Genomic DNA, 26,715 nt, shown 5'->3' on the forward strand with positions numbered 1-26,715 from the left:
TCGCCGACGTATCGCGGCTGGACGCTTTCTGCGATGCATTGCAGCGGGTGATCGAACGCAACGATGTGCTGCGCACCGCGTTGTTCTGGGAAGGTTTGCAAACGCCGGTGCAGGTGGTCTGGCGTCAGGCTCCCATGCACGTTCAAGAGACAGCGTTGCACGACCTTTTCAATGCTCCACGCATGGACCTTACTCAGGCTCCGCTGATGCATCTGGTCTATGCCCATGACCCCGCCAACCACAGGATTGCGGCGGTTCTGCGTTACCACCATGTGATCATGGACCATATTGCCCTTGATGTACTGAGCCACGAATTGCAGGCCGTACTGCTGGGCAACGAAGCGTCGCTCGCAGCGCCCGTGCCGTACCGAAATTACATCGCCCACGTCCTCCAAGGGCCTGGCGACGAGGCCCATGAAGCGTTCTTCCGCGAGCAGTTGGGCGATGTCGATGAGCCGACCCTGCCTTACGGCCTGGTAATGGCATCGGAAGATCAGATTCCTGGCGAGGCCCGACTCACACTGGACATCGACCTGTGCCATCAGGTTCGTGATCAGGCAAGGCAACTGAGCGTCAGCGCCGCTACTTTGATGCACCTGGCCTGGGCTCAGGTCCTGGGGCAGTTGTCCGGGCGCGACAGCGTGGTATTCGGCACCGTACTGCTTGGACGGCTGCGCGGTGGCGAAGGCGGCGAGCGTGCCTTGGGTGTGTTTATCAACACCTTGCCGCTGCGCATGGACCTGGGCGGGCATTGCGCGCGCAGTGCGGTGCTCGACCTGCACGCTCGTCTGGTCGGCATGCTCACCCACGAGCATGCTCAGTTGGCACTGGCCCAGCGATGCAGCGCCTTGCCGGCTGGCGCGCCGCTTTTCAATACGTTGCTCAACTACCGCCACAGCGCTGTGCCTGAGGTCGATGACCAGGCAAGCAACGCTGCATGGCAAGGGATTGAGGTCGTGCATGCAGAAGAGCGCAGCAACTACCCGCTGACCCTGTGTATCGATGACTTCGGCGATGCGTTCAGCCTGACTGCCCAGACTGCGCCGGGTATTGATCCGCAACGGATTTGCGCTTATGTGCAACAAGCTCTTGTCCATTTGGTGCAGGCACTGGAGCAGCAATCGGAAACGGCTTTGATCGAATCATCGGTGCTGCCGGAGGCTGAACACGCGCTGTTGTCGGCCACGTTCAACAACACCCGTCGTGAATACCCTCGCGAGCAGCTCGTGCATCGCCTGTTTGAGCGCCGTGCTGCGCTGCATCCGCATGCAGTGGCTGCCGTGCATGGCCGCCGTTCTCTGACTTATGGAGAGCTGAACGAACGTGCCAACCACCTGGCCCATTACCTGCTGGGGCAAGGTGTGAAGCCCAATGAGCATGTAGCGATTCTGCTGCCTCGCTCGCTGGAACTTGTGATCAGCCAGTTGGCGATCGGTAAATGTGCAGCGACCTACGTACCACTGGACGTCAACGCGCCTGCCGAGCGGCAGAATTACATGCTCGATGACTGCATGGCGAAATACGTGTTGACGCAGAGCGCCATGTCGACTGCCTCATCCGTGCGGCGTATCGATCTGGACCGCCTGACTCTCGACGATCAACCTGCGCATGATCCGGGCTTGCCACAGACCTCTGATACAGCGGCTTACGTCATGTATACCTCCGGTTCGACGGGGGCGCCAAAAGGCGTACGTGTCGCCCATCGCGGCATAACCCGACTGGTATTGAACAACGGTTATGCCGATTTCAATGAGCAGGACAGCATCGCTTTTGCCTCCAATCCGGCGTTCGATGCAAGCACCATGGAAGTCTGGGGTGCATTGCTCAACGGCGGGCAGTTGTTGGTGATCGAGCACACCACGCTGATTGACCCGATGCGTTTCAGCGCGGCCCTGCGTCAGGGCAATGTCAGCGTGCTGTTTTTGACCACCGCGCTGTTCAACCAGTACGTGCAACTGATTCCAGAGGCACTTGGGGGTCTGCGCCTGCTGCTTTCAGGCGGAGAGCGCGCAGACCCGGCCAGCTTCCGCAAACTGCTTGCCCAGGCACCGGGTCTGCACCTGCTGAACGCTTACGGCCCCACCGAGACAACCACCTTCGCCACTGCCTGCCAAGTACGAACGCTGGCCGATGAGGCCGAGTACGTGCCTATCGGTCGACCCATCGGCAACACCAGTGTTTACGTGCTCGACGCTCATCAGCGCCTGACACCGTTGGGAGCTATTGGCGAGCTTTACATCGGTGGCGACGGTGTGGCGCTGGGTTATCTGAACCGCCAGGATCTGACCGACGAGAAGTTTATTGCCGACCCGTTCAGCGATCAGCCTGGCGCCATGCTGTACCGCACCGGCGATCTGGGTCGCTGGCTGGATGACGGCCAGCTGGAATGCCTGGGACGCAACGACGATCAAGTGAAAATCCGTGGCTTCCGTATTGAACTGGGCGAAATTGTCAATTGTCTGCACCAGTTGCCGGGGGTCAGAGAGGCCGTTGTTCTGGCTCGTGAAGACGAACCGGGCAATGTACGTCTGGTTGCCTATTTCACCAGCCAACAGGAGGCCGATGCCCCTGGGCCTGAGCAAATGCGTGCTCATCTGCAGGCCAACCTGCCTGAATACATGGTTCCGGGAGCCTATATAGAGCTGACCGCGCTGCCGCTGACTGCCAACGGCAAGCTCGACAGCCGTGCGCTGCCCAAACCGGATCACTCGTCGCTGCTGGGGCTGGCCTACGAGCCACCGCAGGGAGAGATTGAAGTGGCTCTGGCGCAGATCTGGGCTGAAGTTCTACAGATTGAACAGGTAGGCCGCCACGACCACTTCTTCGACCTGGGCGGGCATTCCTTGCTGGCCATGCGCATGGTGTCGCAGGTGCGTCAACAGATGGGCATGGAGTTGCCATTGGGCGAACTCTTCGCGCTGGGCGAGCTGGCCGCCGTCGCCAGTGCGCTGGCCGGTGCCGGACGCAGTGAACTGTCGTTGATCCTGCCTGCACCGCGTGATCAGTCGCTACCGCTGTCGTTCGCCCAGCAGCGCTTGTGGTTCCTGGCGCAGATGGAGGGTGGCAATGAGGCGTACAACATCCCGCTGGCTCTGCGCATACGGGGCTTGCTGGATGTTGCTGCGCTGACCGCTGCGGTATCGCGGATCATCGAGCGCCACGAAACCCTGCGCAGCCGGTTCATCGCCTGCGAGGAGGGTGCAGAGGTTGTGTTTACTGCGCCTGCGGCCATGCCGGTCCTGCATGTTGAAGATCTGCGTCAAATGCCGGAAACACTGGCCGAACGTGTTGCTGTAGAGGCCACCGCAGCGTTCGATCTGACGCGTGGGCCGCTGATCCGTGGCTGCCTGCTACAGGTGGAAGACGAGCAGCATGTGTTGTTGCTGACGGTGCACCACATCGTCGCCGACGGTTGGTCGCTGGGCGTGCTGACTCGCGAATTGCTCGCGTTATACCCGGCATTGCATCAAGGCAGGGACGATCCCCTGCCAGCTTTGGCTATTCAATACGCCGACTATGCGGTATGGCAGCAGGGCTGGATGAGCGGCGAGCGCCTGCAACATCAGGCAGCCTATTGGCGACAAGCGCTGGAAGGCGCACCGACGCTACTGACGCTGCCTGCCGACCGGCCCCGCCCGGCACAGCAGGACTTCGCCGGTGCCAGCCTGAACGTGCGGCTGGACGGGCCACTGACGGCAGGCTTGCGAGCGCTGGCGCAACGGCAAGGCGTTACGCTGTACATGACCTTGCTGACCGCATGGGGCGCATTGCTGGCGCGTCTTTCCGGTCAGGCCGAAGTGGTGGTCGGCAGCCCGATTGCAGGACGCGGTCGTGCGGAGCTGGAAGGGCTGATCGGGCTGTTCGTCAACACGCTGGCCGTGCGCATCGATACAGCCTCGGCGCTGACCGGTAATGCATTGCTGGCACAGGTCAGGGAGCGGGTACTGGAGGCTCAGGATCATCAGGACCTGCCATTCGAGCAGGTGGTGGAAATTGTCCGACCGACCCGCAGCCTGGCTCACTCCCCGTTGTTCCAGACCACGCTCAACTGGCTGGCCGGTGAAACCTCGTTACCGGACATGGACGGCCTGTCGCTGAGCGTGGTCGAGCAGGGGAGTCAGGTCTGCAAGTTTGATCTGTCGTTGAACCTCGGTGAGCAGGGTGACGCGCTGTTTGGCACGCTGGAATACGCAACCGCGCTGTTCGATGAGCCCACGGTGCAGCGCTATTACGGTTATTTCGAGCAGGTGCTGCACGCGCTGGTGAATAACGAAAACGCGGTGCTGGGTGATATCCCGCTGGTGGGCCCTCAGGAACGCGAGTATCTGCTTGAAAGCCTCAATGCCAGCGCGGTGAGTTTCCCGCAAGGCCAGACCGTTCATGGCCTGATCGAAGCTCAAGCCGCACGTCTGCCTGAAGCCGTCGCTGCCCGGGTTGGCGAACAGTCGCTGAGCTATGCAGAGTTGAACCGCCAGGCCAACAGCCTTGCCCATTATCTGATCAGCCTTGGCGTGCGCCCGGACGATCGGGTGGCGGTGGTTGCGCGCCGCGGGCTGGACACGCTGGTGAGCCTGCTGGCAGTGCTCAAGGCCGGTGCCTGCTATGTGCCGGTGGATCCGGCGCATCCCGATGAACGCCTTGGCTACCTGCTGACCGACAGCGCACCGGTGGTGGTACTTGCTCAACAGACCTTCATCGCGCGTCTGCCAGCGTTGGCGGTGCCGGTGATTGCGCTTGATCGACCCGAGTGGCCTACTCAGGCGGATAATCCGCTGGTGGCGGGGCTGACGTCCCGCGAACTGGCTTATGTCATCTACACCTCGGGCTCGACCGGGCAACCGAAAGGCGTGATGGTCGAGCATGGCACCCTGGCCAATCTGGTGCATTGGCATTGCCAGGCGTTCGATCTGCACGCAGGCAGCCACACTGCCAGCGTTGCCGGTTTCGGTTTTGACGCGATGGCCTGGGAAATCTGGCCGGCACTGTGTGCCGGTGCAACGCTGCACCTTCCGCCTGCAAACATCGGTAACGAGCAGCTCGACGCGCTGCTTGACTGGTGGCTGGCTCAACCGCTGCAAGTAGCCTTTCTGCCGACCCCGGTGGCTGAATATGCGTTCAGTCGCGAGCTGCATCATCCGACCCTGCGCACGCTGTTGATCGGCGGTGACCGCCTGCGTCAGTTCCACCGCGACCCGGGCTTCGCCGTCATCAACAACTACGGCCCGACCGAGGCTACGGTGGTGGCCACATCGGGCCGTCTACTGCCGGATGGCAGCCTGGATATCGGCACACCGATTGCCAATACCCGCGTGTACCTGCTCGACGACCAGCAGCAACTGGTGCCTTTGGGCGTTGCCGGCGAGTTGTACATAGGCGGCGAAGGCGTGGCGCGTGGTTATCTGAACCAGCCGCAACTGACTGCCGAGCGCTTCCTGAACGACCCGTTCAGTGGGCAGCCGCAAGCGCGCATGTACCGCACTGGCGATCTGGCGCGCTGGAATGCCGATGGCACGCTGGATTATCTGGGCCGTAACGATGATCAGGTGAAGATTCGTGGTGTGCGTATCGAGCTGGGCGAAATCGAGGCGCAGTTGGCGGCCTTGCCGGGTATCGAAGAATCGCTGGTTCTGGCCCGCGAAGACGAGCCTGGGCAACCACGTCTGGTGGCGTACTTCATCGAACACGCCGCTGCCTCCGCCATTGAGGTCGCCGGACTGCGTGCCGAGATGCTGGCCCGTCTGCCAGGCTATATGGTGCCGAGCGCCTTTGTGCGCCTTGATGCCTGGCCGCTGACCGCCAATGGCAAGGTGGATCGCCGCGCCTTACCCGTACCGGACCGCGACGCTCTGCCGGGGCGTGAATACGAGCCGCCGCAAGGCGAACTGGAAATAGCCGTTGCCGAGATATGGAGCGATTTGCTGCAGGTCGAGCAGGTAGGGCGCAACGATCACTTCTTCGAACTAGGCGGCCATTCGCTACTCGCCGTCACCCTGATTGCTCGTATGCGTCGTCGCGGCATGGACGCAGATATTCGCGTGTTGTTTGCCCAGCCAACCCTGGCGGCCCTGGCCCGCGCCATCGGTAACGGCAGTCAGGTGAAGGTTCCGGCCAACCTGATCGGTACGGATTGCACGTCGATCACCCCGGACCTGTTGCCCTTGGTGAAGCTGGACCAGGCAGGCATTGATCGCGTCGTCGCCAGCGTGACCGGCGGTGCGCCCAATGTTCAGGACATTTACCCGCTGGGGCCTTTGCAGGCAGGTATTTTCTATCATTACCTGTCAGCCGGTGAGGATGACCCTTATCGCTTGCAAGCGCGCTTTGCGTTTGCCGACCGCTCACGGCTGGATGCCTTTTGCCAGGCGCTGCAGCAGGTCATCGCGCGTAACGACGTGCTGCGTACTTCGCTGTGCTGGGAAGGCCTGGAAACACCTGTGCAAGTGGTATGGCGTCATGCCGACCTGCCGGTGATCGAATTGCCGCTGGCGGCACTGGCCGATCCCGAACCGCTGGACCTTGTCCGTGCACCGCTGCTGCGTCTGGTGCACGCCGACGACCCGGACAACCAGCGTATCGTCGCGGTATTGCTGTTCCATCACCTGATCATGGACCACGTCGCCCTCGACCTGCTGAGCCGGGAATTGCAGGCAATACTGCTGGATCAGCAGGCGCAACTGCCCGCGCCAGTGCCTTACCGCAATTACATCGCGCAGACCTTGCTGGGCGCGGGTGAGCACGCGCATGAAACGTTCTTCCGCGAGCAATTGGGTGACCTGGACGAACCCACCCTGGCGTATGGCCAGACTTCGCTGCCGGGGCCGGATTTTCCGAGTGACGCCAGGCTACGCCTGGATGCAGCGCTGAGCCAGCGGCTGCGCGATCAAGTACGGCAACTGGGAGTCAGCCCTGCCAGCCTGATGCATCTGGCCTGGGCTCAGGTACTGGGCCGGTTGTCCGGACGCGACAAAGTGGTGTTCGGCACCGTACTGCTCGGTCGCCTGAACGGCACCGAGGGGGCAGAGCGCACGCTCGGGGTGTTCATCAACACCTTGCCGCTGCGGATTGACCTCTCCGGTCAGACTGCACGCGACGCGGTGTTGCAGACCCACCTGCGTCTGACCGGATTGCTTGCCCACGAGCATGCCTCGCTGGCAATTGCCCAGCGTTGCAGCGCCTTGCCTGCGGGCGCGCCGTTGTTCAGCGCGTTGTTGAACTACCGCCACAGCACTGCGCCCGGAGAGCACGACGAGGCGGCCGAAAAAGCCTGGCAGGGGATCGAACTGTTGCAGGCCGGTGAGCGCAGCAGCTACCCGTTGACGCTCAGCGTCGATGACCTGGGCGAGGCGTTCGACCTGTCGGCGCTGACCACGACGGGCATCAATGCCCAGCGTGTCTGCGCGTACCTTTCCTGCGCCGTAGAGAACCTGGTCATTGCCCTTGAGCAAAAACTTACCGCGCCGATTCAGTCGCTGAACATTCTGCCGGGCGCTGAACTAAACGAACTGCTCGATGGCTTCAATGCCCAAGCGCTCAGTCCAGAGAACTCGCTGACCATTCATCAGCGTATTGAGCAACAGGCGCTTGATCAGCCGAACGCTTTGGCTGCCCAGGCAGGCGACCAGGGCTTGAGCTACGCGGAGCTGAATAGTCGCGCCAACGCACTGGCCCATCACCTTATCGGCTTGGGCGTACGTCCGGATGACCGTGTGGCGGTAGTGGCGCGGCGCGGGCTTGAAACACTCACCGGCTTGCTGGCGGTGTTGAAAGCCGGGGCGAGCTATGTGCCGGTCGATCCGGCACATCCGGACGAGCGCATCGGCTACCTGCTCGAAGACAGCACGCCTGTGGTGGTGCTGGCTCAGTCCGGCCTGCTGGCGCGTCTGCCCAGCCTGGATGTACCGGTGGTGGTTCTAGATCGCCCGGACTGGTCGCAACGCACCGAAAACCCGCATATTGCGGATATGACCACGCGTCACCTGGCTTACGTGATTTACACCTCGGGGTCCACCGGGCTGCCCAAAGGTGTGATGGTCGAGCATCGAACGCTGAACAATCTGGTGGACTGGCACTGTCAGGTATTCGATCTGCGTGCAGGCAGTCATACCGCCAGCGTGGCCGGGTTTGGTTTCGACGCAATGGCCTGGGAAGTATGGCCTGCGTTGTGTGCCGGTGCAGTATTGCATCTGCCACCTGCGGAGATTGGCAACGAACAGCTTGATGTGTTGCTCGACTGGTGGCTGGCGCAACCTCTGCAAGTCGCGTTTCTGCCGACACCTGTGGCCGAATATGCATTCAGTCGCGAGTTGCGTCACCCGACCCTTAAAACCTTGTTGATTGGTGGCGACCGTTTGCGTCACTTCAATCGGGACCCTGGTTTCGCGGTGGTCAACAACTACGGCCCGACGGAAACTACGGTCGTTGCCAGCTCTGGCCTGATGGAGCCGGGCAAGGTCTTGCACATCGGCAAGCCTGTTTCCCATGCGCGGCTTTATGTATTGGATTCGCAGGGCCAGCCAGTGCCGCTCGGGGTGCCCGGCGAGTTGTATATCGGCGGCACAGGCGTAGCACGTGGCTATCTGAACCGTCCGGACCTGACCGCCGAGCGCTTCCTTGATGATCCGTTCAGCGACAGCAGCGAGGCTAGAATGTACCGCTCCGGCGACCTGGTGCGCTGGCTGGCTGACGGGACCCTTGAATACCTGGGCCGCAACGACGATCAGGTCAAAATCCGTGGGGTGCGCATCGAGCTGGGCGAGATCGAACAGCACCTGGCGCAATGCCCGGGCGTTGGCGAAGCCGTTGTGACTACGCAACATCTGGAAGATGGTTCGTTGCGCCTGGTGGGCTACTTCACTCGTCGCGACGCTGCGCTCGAAAGTGCTGCATTGAGAGCGCACCTGTTAGGGCAATTGCCGGAATACATGGTGCCTGCAGTCTTTGTCGGTCTGGATGCACTGCCGTTGACCCAGAATGGCAAGGTCAACCGCAAGGCCTTGCCAGCCCCGGACATGGCCGCGCTGGCGAACCTTGCTTATCAAGCGCCGACCACGGCATTGGAGGAGCGTCTGGCGCAGCTGTGGGCCGACGTTCTGGAAGTGGGCCGAATCGGCAGACACGACAGTTTCTTTGAGCTGGGTGGCCATTCGCTGTCGGCGATCCGTCTGGTCAGCCTGCTGCAAAAAGCAGGCTTGTTACTGTCCCTGGCCGAGTTGTTCCAGCATCCGAGCATCGCAGCGCTGGCCGGATTGCTCGACCAGCGTCCGGCCCCCTCGGTCGAAGCTCAGGAGGTCGTCACGGTACGGGCAGGTGGCAGCGAACCGCCTCTTTTCCTGATTCATGACTTTACCGGTCTGGACGCTTACTTTCCGGTCCTTGGACAACACCTGCAGGGCGACTTCCCGATCTACGGCTTGCCGGGGGTTGGCCTGGGCCAGCAGCAATTGCGCACCATGGAATGCCTGGCGGCGCGGCTGGTGGAACGTATTCGGCAGGTCCAGCCACGCGGTCCTTACCGGCTGGCAGGCTGGTCGTTTGGCGGGGTTCTGGCCTATGAAGTGGCAACTCAACTGCTCGGTATGGACGAGCCCGTTGCATTCCTCGGCCTGATCGACAGCTACGTGCCGCGCCTGACTGATCAGGGCAAGGCACGCTGGCAAGGACCTGACCTGCTTGAGCGGCAATTGCTGTCGCACTGCATCGCGCACTGGAAAACCCAGGGCGTGGCGGGTGCTGCTGCATTGGCGCGTCTGACCTCGTTGAGCGGACAGGCGACCCTGCCGGACTTTGAAACCCTACTGAAACTTTGCCGCGACGAGGAACTGCTGTACGAGGAACTGGCGCAGGCCAGCGATCAACAATTGCATCACTACCTGGACCGGGAAGTGGCGCACGGTCACGCCCTGGCGCATTACCAGCTGGAACCGCTCGGTTTGCCGATCCACCTGTTCTGCGCAGAGCAGCGTCCAATGGCACCGCCAGGCACCAGTCCTACACTGGGCTGGGGCGAAGTCCTGCCAAAAGGCCAGTTGCGCTGTGTCAGCGTGCCTGGGGATCACATGACAATGATGCAGGCGCCTCACGTGGACACACTCGGTCGGAGCATCAGTGCTGCGTTGCATGGAGTGCCCGATACACCGCCGTCGACACCGGCTTATCAATCGCTGCTGGCCATCCAGAGCGGGCGGGATGGGCATGCGCCATTGTTCTGCGTGCCGGGTGCCGGTGACAGCGTCACCAGTTTCATCGGCCTGGCCGAAGCGCTGGGGCCGGACTGGCCTATCTACGGCCTGCAGCCGCGCGGTCTGGACGGCCGCAGTGCTCCGCACAGCAGGGTGGAAGCGGCAGCGCAGAGCCATGTGCAAGCGATCGAAGCAATGTATCCACACGGCCCGTTGCATCTGGTCGGGCATTCCTTTGGTGGCTGGGCGGCGCATGCCATGGCCGTCAAGCTTCAGGCCCGTGGTCGTGAGGTTGTCTCGCTGACCCTGATCGACAGCGAAGCGCCTGGTGGTGACGGCCTGCGCTGCAAGCCCTATACCGCCACGGCAGTGTTGGAGAGGCTGATCGAAGCGTTGCAGTTGTCCGCCGGCAGAAGCCTGGAAATCGACCCTCAAGTGTTCGCCGACAGCGATGGAGACACTCAACTGCACCTGCTGCAACAGGCCATGGTGCGCGTCGGGTTGTTGCCACCGCGCCTGGCAGCACAGGCACTGCAAGGGATTGTTCGTACGTTTGCCAGCGCCATAAGGACTGTCTATCGGCCAGAGCCCGGAGGCTACAGTGGCAGGGCCAGCCTGGTACTGGTGGATGATCCGCAGCTGGATGCTCTGGACAATCAACTTGAGCAGGCGTCATCTGCAACAGGGTGGCAACACCTGATGCCGCAGCTGACGCCATGGCAGGGACCGGGCAATCACTTCAGCGTCCTCAAGGCACCAGACGTATACAGTCTGGCGGCCTGGTGGTACGACGGATTGGCAATTGGCGTGGGAGAAACGCAATGAACCGTTTGACAGAACGCATGCGTCAGGCAGGCGACAAGCCAGGCCAGCGCTACCTGCAGTAAGGCGCATGGGCGGGGTGATCGATATCACCCCGTCCTGTGGCATTGGCTACCTATTCTGTCTGTTACTCAAACAGTGCTCTTGAACGGCGTTCAGCAGGCTGAACAAGCGCTTTCCGATGAGCCATACATCCAGCGCATCAGCGAGTGCCGACCGCTGATGCCCAGTTTGATGGCGGCGCGGCGCTGGTAACTGCCTACCGTATTGACCTTGAGCGCAAGCCGTTCGGCCTGCTCGATTGCGGTATGACCGGCGAGCAGACCGATGCAGACCTGCATTTCCCGCTCGGACAATGTCATACCTGTTTCGCGCAACCGGTCATGAAAACGCTCTTCGACGCTTTCGGTTTTTTTCGGTTCGACAGTGATCATTGTCATTTGCAAGGCATTGACATGCCTTTCGAGTATTGAGAACAAAAGCGGTGAGATAGTGCTTAGCTGACGACGTTCATTGTCCGAAAACTCATGCGCTGGCAGCGCCCTGAAGACGGTTATCTTGCAGCTGAAGTTCTCCGAGGCCTGCGCAGGATAAAGATGGATCGAGTCGCTGAGCAGCAAGGTGCCGCGTGAGGACGTCACCGTTTCGTTGAAGACTGTGGGTTCCGACGCGGGCAGCGTTTGCCAGGGCTGTGGCAGTGAGGAAAGGTGGGTGGCATCCACGGCAAGCTGAGTATCGATAAGCTTGTGGAACATGCTGGAAAAATGGCCGCTGCCGATGCTGGCTATGGCCCTGCCTATGTGGGGTAGTAATGTGTGTGGCATTGAGTCATCCATGATTTCAGAAATGCTGACACTAGCTTAGACGTCAAACGCAAACAGCGGTCACATCAACTTGGCTGTGAGTGATGTGGCCGCTAGATGCCTGCGTTAGATGCCTTTTAGAACACGGCTAGTTGAAGTGCGCAGAGAATAACGCTCTGATGTTACATAAATACTGGATCATCACAAACAGTGATCATCATTGGCTGCCTGGAAGGCAGGGCAGGAGCTATATCGTGGCGGGGCGACATCCTGTCACCTGACGCGGTTGCTCGGAAAACGTCTATTTGCCGAGCATGAGGCGGGTTACAAAGCGTGTCAGCCGCCCATAAGGTGCCGAGACCTTGTCAGACATGTTGAAGCGACTCAACTTGAGAACGCCGCGAGCATGGGACAGACGAACGAAGCCCTCATAGCCGTGATAGGCCCCGGTGCCACTCTGCCCGACGCCGCCGAACGGCAGATCATCCTGAGTGGCGTGCAGCATGGTGCCATTGATGGTCACACCGCCGGATTGCGTCCGGTCCAGCACCTGGTCCACGGACGTCTGGTTGTTGGAAAAACAGTAGAGGGCCAGAGGCGAGGGGCGATCATTGATAAAGCTTATGGCTTCATCCAGAGAGTCATAGGCAAGTATCGGCAGCAGCGGACCAAAAATCTCTTCCTGCATCAGGTCGGCATCGAGCGGTACATCCGTGAGCGCCATGGGCGCAATCTTACGTTCGTGGGTCGACACCGGCGCACCGTGTTGCCATGCCTTCGCCCCTTTTGAGAGGGCCTGGGTAGCCATGCTCACGAGCCTTTCGTGGTGGCGCTGGGAGATGATCGAGGTGTAGTCCGGGTTACCTTCGAGTGTCGGGTAAAGTTTTTTCGCAGCCGCCAGCCACTCGCCGGCAAAACTGTTTACATGTTCGTGCGGGACCAGTACGTAGTCGGGTGCGACGCAGGTCTGCCCGGCGTTGAACAGTTTGCCGATAGCAAGCATCCGTGCCGCTTTTTTAATCGAATAGTCGTCGCAGATCACTACCGGTGATTTACCGCCCAGCTCCAGTGTCACCGGCGTCAGGTTACGTGCAGCCGCCGCCATGACATGGCGACCTACATGGGTCGACCCGGTGAACACCAGGTGGTCAAAGGGCAGCTCACTGAACCGGCTTGCCAGCAGGGCATCTCCAGTGACTACTGTGACCTGCTCGGCAGAGAAAGTTTCACCCAGCAATTGCTGGAGCAGCTCAGAGGTTCTGGGGGTCAATTCCGAAGGTTTGATCATTACCCGGTTGCCCGCTGCCAGTGCCTCTATCAAGGGCACCAGTGTCAGCGTCAGCGGATAGTTCCAGGGCGCGAGAATACCGACTACGCCCAGCGGCTGATAAATGACCCTGGCAGTCGCAGGCTTGAAAACAATACCCACCTTGCGTCTGGAGGGCCGCATCCACGCCTTGAGATGCGAACGAATGTGCTTGATGCCATTGATGACAGGCATCAGCTCGCCGAGCCTGGTTTCAGCGAAGGAGCGGTTGCCGAAGTCTGCGCTGACCGCTTCAAGCAACCTGTCCTGATTGTCGCTGACCACTCGCAAAATGGCGTTGAGGTCGGCGATTCGTTGAGCGTAGGAGGGCACCCCTTGCGCGCGAACTGCAGCTTTCTGCGCCTCGAACAGCTCGGTTAGCCCCGGAGCGGGAGACGGCGTAGTGGGCGTGATCCTTGCGGGCTGATTCATGAAGCTGCTCCTGTGGCTGCGTGTTTTTATAAGATAGATGCAGTGTTGCGATTACGTTCTGGCTCACGTAACCGTACAGAACCATCGCGGACCGATGAAGGGGCGATCCGGCCGGTTCAAGTGGCCGAAACGGTCAATCTGGTCTCGCGTATTCATCTGTCAGGTGCAGGTTCGGGATCAAGGCGATCCAGATGGCTGACGATCATCGCCGCTACCATGGCGCAGGTCTTCGCCGGGTCGAGAGGCTCATCGAACAGCAATTCGATGGTGGCGTGAATCATCTCGACCGCCACACGGGCAACCATAGCTATCTGCTTGGGATCAGCCTCGGGAATAGCGCTGGCAATGATCGCGGCCTGGGCCTTGGACACCCTTCGGTGAGAGTCGAGCCGCACATGCTCCAGCGCAGGAACTGCCCTTAACGCTTTCAGCGTCCACATGCCGCCCAGCGTGGCGTCGGTAACCCGGTAAGTATCCAGAATCAGTTCGGCAAGCGCCTGCTCCAGAGCCTGCGGCGTACCTGCGATCAGCTCGGGGGTGATCCAGTGATCAATCCGCTCGTTCTGCTTCTCCAGCAGACGCTCACCAAGAACCGTCAACAGCGCGTATTTATTGGGGAAATAGCGGTACAGCGCTGGCGGTGTAAGGCCAGCCCGTTCGCACACGAGATTGGTCGACAAGCGCTCTATGCCGACCTCGCACAAGGTATTTGCCGTAGCGACCAGAATGCGTTCGTAGGTTTCAGTGGCGCGTTGCTGCGCAGGCAGCTTCTTGCGCTCGAGGGTTTTTCCTGCGACCTGCGCAGGAGAGGGTTCAGTTTTCAGCCTGGCCATAAGTACCTGTCAAAAAAGAGTGGGGCGCCAGCAGGACGGTCGAAAAAAAACAGTTGCTCCACGATAAAATGATAGCTATAACTATCGTGTAGCGATGACTATCATAACTGAAGCGTCGTTAGTGTGACGGTTTGTTAAAACAAAAAATAAAAAAAGGTGACGCTATGAACGCACGGCAATGTCTTTTCCTCTCTTCTGTTCTGATGTGCTCCACCGGTATTCACGCTGCTGCGGGTCCGCTGGAGGCAAAGGGCCTTTGGTTGACGGCGGAAAAAGACGCCGTGGTCAAGCTTGATGACTGCGCAGACAAGGCAGGCGCCATCTGCGGGCAGGTTGTCTGGGTCAAGGATGTTGCCTCGACGTCGAGTGACTGCGGTGTACAGATTCTACAACTGACCCGCTATGACCAGGATGCCTGGCGCGATGGCTGGGTATATGACCCCCGTGATCAGAAAAAATATAAGGGCGCCGTCCGGGTCAAGGACGGACGCCTGAATGTAAGGGCTTTTGTCGGCACCGAAGTTCTCGGCAAGACAGAGCAATTCGAGCGTATCGCAACACTGCCTCCTGCCCCGGTTTGCAAATTGTAAATCCGGCCCTTCAGCGTGGGAGAGAATCATGCACACTTATACAACTCGCTATGTAATGGCTGCAGCATTGTGCTCCGCAGCAGGCAGCACCCTGGCTATCGCCGATGAAATGTCGAGCTACGCGGTGGATATCACCGCCAAGGCCAGCTCGGACATTCGCACCCGCGGCATTTCCGATTCCCTGAATCGCCCAGGAGCCAGAGTAACCATTCAGGTTGCTCATGAAACAGGCCTGGTGGCGCTTGCCGAATTTTCTACGGTCAGCAAGAAGCAGTTCCTCGACGGTGATGGTCTGGGAGTGCTGCTCGCAGGGGGTTATCGCTTTGGCGATCCCGATACCTGGCACTATGGTGTAGGGCTGGCGGCGGAGATGTTTCCGGGGGCGCAGTTCAAAGCGCCCAATCGCTTCGACTTCGAGACCTTCACGCCGGGCGATGAGCATACGACCAATTACAACAGTCAGTTTGCCGTGCTGGAAATCGGTTATGGCGCACTTGAAGGCCGAATTGCCCGGGTGCTGTCGAAGAACTACCGGGGCGCCAACAGCGGTGGCGTGTGCGGTGCGCAATTGCAGTTCCGTGAGGACCCGACCAAAGGCCTGGAATGCTATGCCAAGGGTGACCAGAACTCCCGAGGCAGCATGTTGTATGACCTGGATTATAAATACGCGCTGGGCATCAATACCAACCTCAAACTGCACGCCGGTTATCAGCAGATCGCCAACTTTTCGGAAGCGAACTTCGCTGACTACGGCGTAGGTCTGGTCCATCACTGGTGGGGCTTTGACTGGGGACTCGACTGGGTGACAACCAAGACCCGGGCGCGTGAGCTGTATATGGCCGAAGACGACGGACATGTGCGAACCACGGATGGCAATCGCTGGGTGGCGTCGATTTCCCGCACATTCTGAGTAGACCTTTATGACTTCGCTTTTCATTTCCCGGACGCCTGAGGCGGTTACCGGCCTGGAGCAACTCGTCCTCGCGATTGACCTGGGAACGTCTGGCTGCAAGTGCGCACTGGTCTCCATGGAGGGAGACATCCGGGCCTGGGCGTTTCACGGTGTGCCGTTGCATGTCAGTGGCCTGAGTGCAGAGCAGGAGCCGGAGGACTGGTGGAATGCTTTCATGCTTGGCGCCAACGAGTTGCTGGGAGCCGACCCGCGCAGGCGTCGTCAGGTGGTGGCCATCTGTTGCTCCACGCAAAGCGAAGGCACGGTCTGTGTCGACCGCAATGGTGCCGCGATTGGCCGGGCACTGCTGTGGCTGGACAAGCGCGGCGCCGACTCCATCAAGCAGCGAATGGGCGGAGGCTGGTGCAATCTGGGCGGCTACGGGCCACTCAAGCTCTGGCGTTCGTTGCGACTGACAGGCGGGGTGGCGTCTCTGTCCGGGATGGACTCGGCCGGGCACATGGCCTACATCCTTGATCATGACCCTGCACGGTATGAAAAGACCCACAAATTCCTGAATGTGCTCGACTACATGAACATGCGGTTGTCGGGTCGTTACTGTGCGACAGGCGACTCGATGCTGACCGCCTGGATTACCGACAATCGGGACCCTCACCGCATTCGCTACGATGACGGGCTGATAAGGGCACTGGGTATCGACGCCGGCAAACTGCCTGAGCTGGTGGGCTCGACCGAAGTCATCGGCACATTGAAAGCCGAGCTGGCAGATGTACTGGGGCTACCTCGATCAACGCCCGTGGTTGCAGGTGCCGTAGACACTTCGGCAGTGGCTGTTGGTGCCACGGTGCGGGACTTTGCTCCGCACCTTTACCTGGGCACCTCGTCCTGGGTAGGCGCTCATGTACCGTTCAAGAAATCCAGTGTTCGCCACCATATTGCTGCGGTTCCCAGTGCGGTCAAGGGCCGTTATCTGGCAATGGCCATGCAATCGGCTGCAGGCGCCAACCTGTCGTTTCTGCGTGACAAGGTGCTTTACCACCCGGACGAGCTGTTGAGCGATGAGCAACAGCCGGATGTATATGCCTTGCTTGACCGTATCGCAGCGCGCGTGCCGCCGGGTTCGCGGGGGTTGATCTACACGCCATGGCTGTGTGGCGAACGCTCCCCGGTCGGTGATCCGAGCCTGCGTGCCGGCTTGATCAACCTGAAACTCGAACATTCCAGGGAAGACATTATCCGGGCCTTCATGGAAGGCGTTGCCCATAACACGCGCTGGATGCTGGAGCCGTTCTCGCGGTTTATCGGCCAGTCGAGCGGGATCATCGTCGCCACCGGCGGCGGAGCGCAATCGGATGTGTGGTGCCAGATCATGGCCGATGTCTGCGGGCGGGTCATTCAGCAACCGCATAACCCCATTCAGACCAACGCCCGTGGAGCGGCATTCATCGCTGCGGTAGCGCTCGGGAAGTTGCAGTTCAACGATCTTCCGACACTGCAAAGGCCGCATCGACTGTACGAGCCATCCCGGTCAACCCGAAACCTGTATGACGACCGCTTCGCCACGTTCAAGGAAGTCCGCAAACGCCTGGCACCGCTGTATCGCAGGTTGAACCCATCGCAGGAGACGAAACCATGAACAATGTCCAACAACAGATCGTCGACCTGTCGCGGCATCTCTCACGCCGCGGCTTCTTCGCCGCCACCGGCGGCAACCTCGCGCTGCGTATCGACGCGCTGCACATCGCGGTCACACCGTCGGCCACCGACTATTTCAGCATGCGACCGGAGGATGTCTGCGTCCTGCGGCTCAAGGATCTGCAGCAACTGTCGGGTGAACGTTCGCCTTCGGTGGAAAGCGAGTTGCACGCCAAAGTCCTGCGCAGTCGCCCGGATGTCAATTGCAGTATCCACACCCACCAACCCCTGGCCAGCGCTTGCACATTGTTCGGCAAAGCGCTGGACGTGCCTTACCCGCCGCTATGGAAATCGCTGGGCAAACGCATTCAATTGGTGGGTTACGCGCCGTCCGGCTCCGGCTGGCTGGCCGGCAAGCTCGGCCGGGCAATCCGGCCGGATCACAACGTTTACCTGATGCGCAATCACGGCGTTCTGTGTTGCGGTGCGGATATCGAGACAACCCTGATGCGCCTGGAGGACCTGGAAACATTCTGTCGTGATCACCTTGTCAACCAGATCAACGTCAATACCCGTGGAAAACCTGAGTCACGCGCTGCAATAGCCCGCCTGATCGACGCCCTGACCAGTTCCAGCTCGCACGCACTCAGCCCTCAGACTTTTTCAGAGACTCAATCATGAACAAACCTCTTGATCCTGCCAGCATGCCTGCAATTCCCGAATCGGCCGTATCGCAATGGCCGGACGTCGACTCCCTCTACCGCCGGTTCGACGAACTGGTGAAGCAGCCCATTCGCCCGATCAAACGCGAAGCAATGAGCAAGGTCATGGGCTATTTCGACGAGCGCTGCCAGGGCTCGAAGCGTCTTTCCGAGGCAGCCAAAAAAGTCATACCGGGAGGTGTGCAACACAATCTCGCGTTCAACTATCCGTTTCCGCTGGCCTTCGCCCAGGCTAAAGGTGCGCACCTGACGGATGTCGACGGCAATCGCTACACCGATTTTCTACAAGCAGGTGGCCCCACTTTGTTGGGTTCGAATCACCCGGCCATTCGCGAACAGGTCGACCGTATTCTCGATGAATGCGGGCCGGTGACCGGCTTGCTGCATGAATACGAAGTCAAGCTGGCCGAACTGGTCTGTGAAGTGATGCCCGGTGTCGACATGCTGCGCTTGCTGGGCTCGGGCACTGAAGCGGTGATGGCAGCGGTACGCCTGGCACGCGCCTACACCCGCAAGAGGTGGGTGATCAAAATCGGCGGCGCCTATCACGGCTGGAGCGACCAATTGGTCTACGGCATGCGCCTGCCGGGCACCGGACGCATGGAGGCGGTGGGTATTCCGCGAGGCGCTACGGCAAACACCCAGGAGAGCCCGCCCAATAATCTGGATGCATTACGCCGCAGGCTGCAGATCAATCGCCTTCGTGGCGGCACTGCAGCGATTATGGTCGAACCCTTCGGCCCGGAAAGTGGCACACGCCCGGTACACGCCGACTTCAACCGACAGTTGCGTGCGCTGTGCAACGAATTTGGCGCACTGCTTATTTTCGACGAAGTGGTCACCGGGTTCCGTGCGGGGCTGGGCGGCGCACAAGCTTATTTCAATGTCATGCCGGACATCACGGTACTGGGTAAGTGTCTGACGGGAGGCTACCCGATGGCGGGTGCCATTGGCGGACGCAGAGACGTGATGCAACTGCTTGCCGGTGGCATTGGCACATCCTCGCGAAGGGCGTTCGTGGGCGGGACGCTGTCGGCCAACCCGCTGTCGTGCGTCGCCGGTTATTACGCGCTGCTGGAGGCGCGCCGCCTGAACGCGCCGGCGCTGGCGGGCAGGGCGGGCGACCGCATGCGCGCAGGACTTGATGAAATCATCAATCGACGTGGCTTGCCTTATGTTGCCTACAACATGGGCTCCATCGTGCATCTGCAGACTTCCGGTGTGCTGCTGCTCGACACCAGTAATCCGCTCAAGCTGCTGAGGGCACGCAATGAGGCCAAGACCCGCAAGCACATGATGGAGGAGATGGGGGCCGCGTATACCGCTCATGGCCTGATCACCCTCGCGGGCAGCCGTATCTACACCAGCCTGGCAGACACCGACGACGTCATTGATGACGCGCTCGAGCGGTTCGACGCCGTTTTTCAACTGGTGTGAGGTGAGCACCATGCGCGATTTACTTCGAAAGCAGTGGTTTGAGCTGCGCGAACGGATGATGGGTCAGGTGGACTCACACAGCAGTATTTCATTGCGCTTGCCAGGCGAGCAGGGCATGTGGCTAGGGAAACTCGACGACCTGGCACCGCAGGCTGTCGCGTTTTCCGATTCCGCAGAGGATGAGCGCCAGACCCACGCAGCTATCTACAGGGTTCGTGCCGATGTCGGCGCAATCCTGATCGGCGGTGGGGCCTTTGCAAAAAGCCTTGTCGATTTTGGCGGCGTCCTGCCGATTCTATTTGATGAGCAGGCACGTCACATAGGCCACATGGGTTCGCCCGCCAGTGCTGATAGGCCCCTGGCACATGCATTGACGCGTGGCGGGAATGCCGCGGTTATCGATGGAATCCCTGCTGTGATGGGCACCACAGGCCCTCGAATGGTGCTCAACGCAGAATTGTTCGAAAAGTGCGCCAAGGCCTACACCCTGGCCAAGGCGTGCGGCGCACACCTCACGCTACTGCCCTGGTGGGTGGTGCTGGTCGCCAACGGAAGGCTGATGAAAGACGAGAAGCGGGCGGCGCAGTGCTTTGCCGAAGGCAAGATCCCACCAGAAACCCGCGGTTACTAAAACTTCTCAAGAGGCGCATGCCATGCAAACGTCGTCCGCTGTAACTCGCAGGCATTTGAGTGCCGCATTGGCACTGGGCTCTGTCGCGGTATTGATGGTGGGACTGCAGCCGCTGCTGCTGGGCGAATTGCTCGCGCAAAACCATGTGTCGCTTGAGGGCGTAGGGCTGGTCGCCATGGGCGAAATCGTGGCGCTGGGGCTGGGCGTGGTACTGGGTGACTTGCTGCGGTCAATGCTCAACCTGCGCCTGCTTACGGTCATTGCCATTCTGTGCGCAGCCGGAATGGACCTGGTTACGGCCAACGTCACTGGCGACGGACCGTTAACGGCGGCCCGCTCGCTCGCGGGACTGGCCGAGGGGCTACTGTTATGGGGGGCCGTGAGCCTGATCGTTCAGGGGCCTGCGCCGGATCGGGTGGCAGGAGTGTTCATGGTGGTTCAGACACTGGCTCAGGCACTGATAGCCGCAGCACTTGCATACCTGATATTGCCTGATCAAAGCGTTTACGCAGGCTTTGTGTTTCTTGGAATCCTGACCGCAGGCTCCGTGCTGTTCGTTGCCTGGCTACCCAAACGGTTGCCGCAACAGCCTGACAAGCAACCGGAAGTATCAGGCTTCAAATGGAACCTGAAGCAGGTGCTGCTATTGATGTTGGTGTTCATGCAGCTCTCGGCGGTAGGCGGGCTTTGGGCGTACCTGGAACCGCTGGGCATTCACGCAGGGCTGGATGCGCACTCAGCGCAATTGCTTGTCTCGGCGATGCTGTTCATGCAGGTCCTGGGCGGCTGTCTGGGCATTTTGCTGGTGCGCCGGGTGCCTGACTATTCGATGCTGGCCGCCGCCGCGCTGCTCCTGGCGAGCATTGCGCTGGGCATTTACATAACGGCTGATCAGGGCGTAAATGTATTTCTGGGCCTGTGCGGTCTTTTTGCCCTGATCTACCTGATGCTGACGCCGTTTCAGGTGCGCATCGCGCTTCAAATCGACCCCTCGGGACGCATCGCCGGGCTCATTCCGGGCATGCAACTGCTCGGCTGCGCATTCGGACCGTTGCTGGCGTCGCAGTGGGTGTCTGGCGACAACGCTCAACCGGTGCTGCTGGTCAGTGTCTGGCTGTCGGTTACGGCGCTGTTTCTGGTTGCGCTGTTGCACCGGCGGGCAGCCAGTCGAAGGGTTGGCGTTGCACGCAGAGCTTGAACCGTGCGCGAGCAGCGGCGGCGGGGGCATTGCAGTTGAAAGGCACGCCGCTTTCGGAGTTGTTTTGAAACTGGTGGTGCCTGGATCGTTCAGGTGATGCTGCTGACATGCAGACTGCCGCGACGCATTTGGGCACTTGCCGAAAGCGCTATGCCTCTTCAGCTTGTGACATTGAGCGTAGAACCACCGCAGGCGTGAGATGGCACCTCAAGATCCGTAATCCACATACCGCGCCATAAGGTTAGGACGGCTAAACGTATCGATCGCATAAACCCGCTGCCACATAGCATCGACCTCAGCCTTGAACGTGGCGTCATCCATGTCGATCCAGTAGCGAGGGTCGCGGCCGCGCTGCTGATCGTAGCTGGCAGTGACCGGGTCCAGGTGCCGGTATGGTTCAAAGAGGGGGATGTCCGGAATCGGGCCGCTGGTGTCCATATAGTTTTGCAGGAAGTCCCAGAGTGCGCAGGGGCGTTGCTGGACGTCGTCGGCGTTCATCAGCATATGAAAATTGATCTTACGGTCTTCATAGCGATGCTGAAGCAGTAGCCCGTATGTAGGACCGTGAAGATTATGGGTGGTGGTCATGTAGGCATCGAACTCATAAAAAGGCGCAACGAATTCCTCGATCACACCTTCTTTTCGATGGCGTTTATAGTCGAATATCGTGACCAGACCGGTTCTACGATTAAGCTCCCAGTCTGGTCCCTTTGGTGCACGAAACCAAACGCGAGGGAAGTGGTAAATGACGACATGGCTCATGAGCCAGAGGAGTAATGGGATACCTACGAATACAGGATAGACGCTTAGCAAAAGCTCAATGCTTACATTCTGCCAAGATAGATGAGATGCATCAATGGCTACCAGATGCGTGATGAGCAATGGTAGAAAAAGTACGATTAAACTTCCTTTTGAAAATTGCAGCATGATCAGCCAGAACTGTGATGTAGACGGAAGTGGCGCGAATCTGAAACGTTCATTGTCGCACTTACTGTGTAGATTAACGCCTTCAAAGATAGCGGGTACATAGGTACCGTTTGCCTGCTTTTCCTCCTTTTCTTTTGCGACTTTCTCCCAGAATCTCATGCTTTCCGGGGTAGAGTCCTCAAAGAGTTTCATTGACGCTGTCTGTTGTGTGCAGCCCCAAGGCATGCGTATAGAACATGCTGAGGAGGAGTTCGCTCGCAACGTTGATATCTGTTCAGGAATAGTGTCAGGCCGGAAGGTCTGCGACCCGTAATAGGCGCTCTTGTTTGAGTCAGTCATTGGAAGAGGTCTTATGAGCTTCTTCATCAGCCCAGAATGGTTGGTTGATTTTGTTGAAATTGGGCGTTGCCCAATCTCGACTGTATTGAGTCGGGTCTTTGACCGGAGGGGCAGGGAAATAGAGTTTTTTACCTCCGCTGTCCACGATGAACTGTGCCCTCACGGCCCATTGGTAATAGTGTCTGCTGCTGCCTGTAGATGATCCTTGATTAGCGGGCGTGGCAAAAAATAGCTCCAATGCGTCCACGTGAAGACGCTGTGCCTTAGGGGTTTCAAGTCTGTCAGCGATTTCAATTTCTGCACGATAAGGTACGCCTTGGATATTCGCTCTTTCGGTAACGCGGCATAACTTGCAGCCCGCCTGAATGCTCAGGCTGCCGAGACTGCCGATAAGCCCTGGCAAGCGACTCTGCAAGCGAATTATCGTGTCTGCGCTGCGTACGGCATGCGGGATGTCTGCATGAGTATCAAATTTGGCGTTCTGTTCGTAAGCCGGATTTTTTTGTATTGAGATACTGATGCCGGCAAGCAGGCTGGTCAGTCGGTAAAAGGACTCCGAAGGGTCCTGTAAATAATGGTCAATCGAACGGCTCTCGCCAAATGGGCCGTTGGCCAACCATGATTCCAGCGCCGTTGAACTCAGCAAGATGACCAGGCCTACGCCCACTCCGACCAACAGTAATGCGGCCCAACCCAAAGCGGTGAGATTAAGGAGAGTTACAGCCGCCCCGAACAAGGTTCCCAGCGAACCTGCTAGACCACCTAGAGATATCAGCAAATATCCGTACAGCGCTTTATCGTTCCATTGCCATGCTTGCCACGCATCTATTGCATTCACTGCGGATAGAGTTACTCCGGAAACAAAAATACCTATTATCCGACCCGTCACTGAATGAATGAGTTTTTTGGCTAGCAACTCACCAAAGAAAATCGCTGTCTTTTTTGAATTGATGTTGAATAAAGTTTTCCGCCCTAAAGAAAATAATGTTTTTTGACTGGCCAGCTTGACCGCCAAGGCCTCAGCCGCAATTGCTAAATCCAATAAGGCTCCTCCCAATCCCGCGCCAGCTCTCAGAAATCCTTTTTCGCGTATTGACTGCGCAAACGCCTCACTCTCCGAACTCACATTCCAAACCTCCAGCATCAACACCGCCAGACAGAACGGTGTCGACCCCAGCACCCGATAAGCCGCCTTGTTCTTCTCCGCATCCAGCCCCTCAATGGCCTCACTCAGCCCGCTCTTCGCCCGAATATGACCCAGCTCCGCGTCACCCACCGCGCCTGCTGCTTCCCGAACTTTTTTAAGCGTTCGGTTCATGTCGCCGATCACCTGCGCGGTTTTGTGGCCGCGTGGGATCACCAGCACCAGATGGTCGCCCTTGGGCAGGCGGGTAGAAGAGGGATGCGGAGGGGCAATGTCGCCGAAGGGCGTTCCGTCGGGTCTCAGGTATTCGCCGTAACGTGTTTTTGGCAGCGACTCCCGGCCGGGCAGGTCTTCCAGACCGAATATGTAGTGTTGCGGCGTGACCTGATTACGGCGGATCAGGAAGGCCGCACCGAAATGCTCGGGCATCATGCTGCGCAGTTGTTGTACGCCTCGGCCCTGGCGGTTGACGTTGATCTTGTCGGCGTTTGCACCGAGGCGTTCTTGCATCTGGGCCAGTCGGTCGTTTGCCGACCGGACGTTGGCATTGGCGCTGTTTGCATTACCTTTGGCTGACGCAAGAGTCTGGCTGGCTTTGGCGACGGCGTTCGCAGCGCCATCTGCGGCGCTTTGCAGGTTTTCAAAGATCCCGACCAGCGCCGCTGTTGTGGCTTTGCCGTTGTTGATCAGGAAGAAGTTCTGCAGGCTTTCGCCCGCCAGCAAGTTAGCGAGGGTGGTGGCGTCCAGTGTGACTTGGGCGATGGGGTCAGGCGCTGGCTGAGTCTCGAAACGGGCCAGTTCGGTGGCGCGAAAACGGCCGTCGCCTTTGTTCTCGTCATCTGTAACCGGCACGACATAAGGCGCGCAAGCGGTCTGTAGATCGCACTCGGGCCAGAGCATGAGGTGCAGTGGCGATGTGTCATCGCTTGCGGTCTGGTTCAAAAATTTCTGCCCAAGGCTCACGGCCTGATCCCATAGCCCAACCCCCGTGACCGCATCCACCATGTCGCCTCCGGGGGCCAGCGGATCGACGTTGGATGGCAGCAGCGCGAGAGTCGCCAGCGTCCGACTCAACTCATACATCGCCGCCACGTAGTCGAAACCTTCAAGGCTCAGGTGATCCGCCAGCATTTGCTCCGTGGCCCTTTGTTTAAGGCTGGCGACCAGCGCGTCCTGAGCACTGAGCATGTGCCGCCAGACCACCGCGCGCTGGACCGTGGCAGTGCATTGGTTGATCGCTCGTCTGCCCGGCTCATGCAGCTTGGCCATCGCCGCATGCAGCGGGTTTTCCTGACCGCGAATACTGCGCGGCACCACCAGTTGCTGCACCAGCAACGCGCTGGCATGGTGTGGGTGAAGAACGGCGTGTCGGGCGCACAGCGCGAACAGTTGCTGGCACGTATCGACACGTTGCCGCAGATGACGCAGTCGATAGCAGGCATCGTCCAGCAGCACGCCGCAGACCTGCCGCTGGCGGGCGTTTTCCAGCACATCGACGACACCGGCCTGTGCTTCCCAGAGCACCCCCGCATCGACGGGCTCGGCATCCGCTTCGATCGGCAAACTGGCGAGCAGCGCGTCGGCCATCGCTGTCAGCTCCAGGTGCCTGACATCCTGCACAGCAACACCTCTGCCAGCCTGAGCGAGAAATGCCTTGGCTTCTCTGAAGGACTCGACCGGAAACTGCCCCGACAGATCACACAGATACCGCGCCGGATGATCGAGCAGCCTTTCATAACCGGGCTGGCGGGCGCGCTGCGGTGCAGCCAGGCTGACCGGAAACGCGTTGTATTGCAGATTCAGCCGGGTCGCCTTGATCGGGGCGATGAGTGCCTGGGCGACAGGGTTTTTGGCATCAAAGCCGGAAAACGCATCGAGCATCGCCTTGCCATCGGGCTTGCCCTTGTACAGGTCCTTGAAGCGCATTTTCGACCCGCTCAGGTCTGGGCTGTTGCAGCGCGGATTTCTTGAAGCCGCGTCTTTTTCCAGACGCTCAAGGCGTGCCGCGCTGAGCTGTATTTCCGAGAAACACAACTGTAGCGTCTGCACGTGCCGGTTGTTCCAGAGTGCCGGCAGCCAGATGTCCTCAAGCGCCTGGCCAGTGGCCTTGCGCTCGCCTGCTAGAAACCCGCTTTGCTGACGATATCGGGCCACGTCGATGTCGTGATACGTGTTGCCGGTTTCGCTGACGTGGATCTCCAGCTCGCGCCACAGCTTCTCCTGATAAAACACATACACATAACCCGCGCGAGCCAGCACCGGTGTGCCCATGTCGTCCACTGTCTTGGAACCGGGCAAGGCAATGAATGGCAGCACCGGAACGATCTGATTGAACTGCGCATCGGCCTGTCGCGGCGTGACTTTCGTGCCACTGAGCAACGGCAGGCGAATCGGCTCGCCTTCAAGGGTCGCGATTTGCAGATCAAGACGCCCGCCGTCGATGTGATCCCAGACTTTCAGTGTGCTGCTGAACAGCTCGTTTACCAGCCTTTCCGATTTGGCTTGATAGATTCGATTGCCATCAGGGCCGACCAGCAAAACCTGCTGCTGGTCCGAGTGCTTCTTGCCCACGATCTGGACGATCAGTTTGTCCATTTCGCAGGATGGTCCAGCGCTCAGGCTGCCGTTGGTCATTGTGTGAATTCCCTGCTCTGGCGTTGGTAATCGATACCGTCGAGGCCCAGACATAAACGAACAGTTGGGCTAGTTGAATGCCATGAAAGCTAACAAGAACAGTGCCAAATATTTTTTACTTATTTAAATCAAAAGGTTAGGAGTTAAATTTGAGTCGAGAGTGATTTTTCA

Annotated in this window: 14 protein-coding genes (1 of these 14 cut by a window edge); 9 read left to right on the forward strand and 5 right to left on the reverse strand. The window is 59.4% G+C overall.

Annotation, left to right across the window (positions count from 1 at the left end; translation table 11 throughout):
* Nucleotides 1–11,003: the 3' portion of a non-ribosomal peptide synthetase gene (locus KP808_RS12465; RefSeq protein WP_230018715.1), read on the forward strand. It extends 6,784 nt beyond the left edge of the window; the window shows 11,003 of its 17,787 coding nt (coding positions 6,785–17,787); the start codon falls outside the window, past its left edge; the stop codon is at nt 11,001–11,003.
* Nucleotides 11,004–11,155: 152 nt separating this feature from the next.
* On the opposite strand, the gene KP808_RS12470 is transcribed toward KP808_RS12465, so the two are convergent.
* From KP808_RS12470 to KP808_RS12480, 3 genes are all read right to left on the reverse strand, one after another.
* Nucleotides 11,156–11,824 carry a helix-turn-helix transcriptional regulator gene (locus tag KP808_RS12470; protein WP_057403628.1) on the reverse strand — a complete coding sequence of 223 codons (669 nt, stop codon included), beginning with the start codon at nt 11,822–11,824 and terminating at the stop codon, nt 11,156–11,158.
* Between the two features lie 280 nt (nt 11,825–12,104).
* Nucleotides 12,105–13,541 (reverse strand): coniferyl aldehyde dehydrogenase, encoded by a 1,437-nt coding sequence (locus tag KP808_RS12475; RefSeq protein ID WP_230018717.1) that lies wholly within the window; start codon nt 13,539–13,541, stop codon nt 12,105–12,107.
* A gap of 152 nt (nt 13,542–13,693) precedes the next feature.
* Entirely contained in the window at nt 13,694–14,374 is a 681-nt protein-coding gene (locus tag KP808_RS12480; protein ID WP_058409316.1) for a TetR/AcrR family transcriptional regulator, read from the reverse strand.
* A 164-nt stretch (nt 14,375–14,538) separates the two neighbouring features.
* On the opposite strand from KP808_RS12480, the gene KP808_RS12485 reads away from it, so the two are divergent.
* The 7 genes from KP808_RS12485 to KP808_RS12515 are packed head-to-tail and all read left to right on the forward strand — an operon-like array spanning nt 14,539 to nt 21,500.
* Entirely contained in the window at nt 14,539–14,964 is a 426-nt protein-coding gene (locus tag KP808_RS12485; protein ID WP_230018845.1) for a DUF2147 domain-containing protein, read from the forward strand.
* Between the two features lie 28 nt (nt 14,965–14,992).
* Nucleotides 14,993–15,874, forward strand: a complete 882-nt coding sequence (locus KP808_RS12490; RefSeq protein WP_230018719.1) for a TorF family putative porin — start codon at nt 14,993–14,995, stop codon at nt 15,872–15,874.
* Nucleotides 15,875–15,884: 10 nt separating this feature from the next.
* Nucleotides 15,885–17,513: a xylulokinase gene (locus KP808_RS12495; protein ID WP_230018721.1), complete on the forward strand. Its 1,629-nt coding sequence runs from the start codon at nt 15,885–15,887 to the stop codon at nt 17,511–17,513.
* Complete coding sequence (locus tag KP808_RS12500) at nt 17,510–18,193, forward strand: class II aldolase/adducin family protein (RefSeq protein WP_230018724.1); 684 nt, start codon at nt 17,510–17,512, stop codon at nt 18,191–18,193. Before KP808_RS12495 ends, KP808_RS12500 begins: the two co-directional genes overlap by 4 nt.
* Complete coding sequence (locus KP808_RS12505) at nt 18,190–19,671, forward strand: aspartate aminotransferase family protein (RefSeq protein WP_122259886.1); 1,482 nt, start codon at nt 18,190–18,192, stop codon at nt 19,669–19,671. Before KP808_RS12500 ends, KP808_RS12505 begins: the two co-directional genes overlap by 4 nt.
* Nucleotides 19,672–19,681: 10 nt before the next feature.
* Nucleotides 19,682–20,302: a class II aldolase/adducin head domain-containing protein gene (locus KP808_RS12510; protein ID WP_058401559.1), complete on the forward strand. Its 621-nt coding sequence runs from the start codon at nt 19,682–19,684 to the stop codon at nt 20,300–20,302.
* Between the two features lie 22 nt (nt 20,303–20,324).
* Nucleotides 20,325–21,500, forward strand: a complete 1,176-nt coding sequence (locus KP808_RS12515) for an MFS transporter (protein ID WP_230018726.1) — start codon at nt 20,325–20,327, stop codon at nt 21,498–21,500.
* A 207-nt stretch (nt 21,501–21,707) separates the two neighbouring features.
* Here KP808_RS12515 and KP808_RS12520 read toward each other — a convergent pair whose 3' ends face one another.
* Both KP808_RS12520 and KP808_RS12525 read right to left on the reverse strand, forming a co-directional pair.
* The gene (locus KP808_RS12520; RefSeq protein WP_230018727.1) at nt 21,708–22,619 is read right to left on the reverse strand and encodes a hypothetical protein; all 912 of its coding nucleotides are present in this window, start codon (nt 22,617–22,619) and stop codon (nt 21,708–21,710) included.
* A gap of 139 nt (nt 22,620–22,758) precedes the next feature.
* Nucleotides 22,759–26,148 carry a hypothetical protein gene (locus KP808_RS12525; protein WP_230018847.1) on the reverse strand — a complete coding sequence of 1,130 codons (3,390 nt, stop codon included), beginning with the start codon at nt 26,146–26,148 and terminating at the stop codon, nt 22,759–22,761.
* Between KP808_RS12525 and KP808_RS12530 the strand changes: the two genes are divergently transcribed.
* The gene (locus KP808_RS12530) at nt 26,044–26,574 is read left to right on the forward strand and encodes a hypothetical protein (RefSeq protein ID WP_230019003.1); all 531 of its coding nucleotides are present in this window, start codon (nt 26,044–26,046) and stop codon (nt 26,572–26,574) included. The two genes, KP808_RS12525 and KP808_RS12530, sit on opposite strands and share 105 nt — an antisense overlap.
* Nucleotides 26,575–26,715: the final 141 nt, after the last annotated feature.

It is taken from the genome of Pseudomonas savastanoi, assembly GCF_020917325.1.
Taxonomy (GTDB): Bacteria; Pseudomonadota; Gammaproteobacteria; order Pseudomonadales; family Pseudomonadaceae; genus Aquipseudomonas; species Aquipseudomonas amygdali.

Bases quoted from the DNA above. Each gene is read 5' to 3' on its own strand.
- KP808_RS12470 (WP_057403628.1), bottom strand. From the start codon at position 11,824: ATGCCACACACATTACTACCCCACATAGGCAGGGCCATAGCCAGCATC.
- KP808_RS12475 (WP_230018717.1), bottom strand. From the start codon at position 13,541: ATGAATCAGCCCGCAAGGATCACGCCCACTACGCCGTCTCCCGCTCCG.
- KP808_RS12480 (WP_058409316.1), bottom strand. From the start codon at position 14,374: ATGGCCAGGCTGAAAACTGAACCCTCTCCTGCGCAGGTCGCAGGAAAA.
- KP808_RS12485 (WP_230018845.1), top strand. From the start codon at position 14,539: ATGAACGCACGGCAATGTCTTTTCCTCTCTTCTGTTCTGATGTGCTCC.
- KP808_RS12490 (WP_230018719.1), top strand. From the start codon at position 14,993: ATGCACACTTATACAACTCGCTATGTAATGGCTGCAGCATTGTGCTCC.
- KP808_RS12495 (WP_230018721.1), top strand. From the start codon at position 15,885: ATGACTTCGCTTTTCATTTCCCGGACGCCTGAGGCGGTTACCGGCCTG.
- KP808_RS12500 (WP_230018724.1), top strand. From the start codon at position 17,510: ATGAACAATGTCCAACAACAGATCGTCGACCTGTCGCGGCATCTCTCA.
- KP808_RS12505 (WP_122259886.1), top strand. From the start codon at position 18,190: ATGAACAAACCTCTTGATCCTGCCAGCATGCCTGCAATTCCCGAATCG.
- KP808_RS12510 (WP_058401559.1), top strand. From the start codon at position 19,682: ATGCGCGATTTACTTCGAAAGCAGTGGTTTGAGCTGCGCGAACGGATG.
- KP808_RS12515 (WP_230018726.1), top strand. From the start codon at position 20,325: ATGCAAACGTCGTCCGCTGTAACTCGCAGGCATTTGAGTGCCGCATTG.
- KP808_RS12520 (WP_230018727.1), bottom strand. From the start codon at position 22,619: ATGAAACTCTTTGAGGACTCTACCCCGGAAAGCATGAGATTCTGGGAG.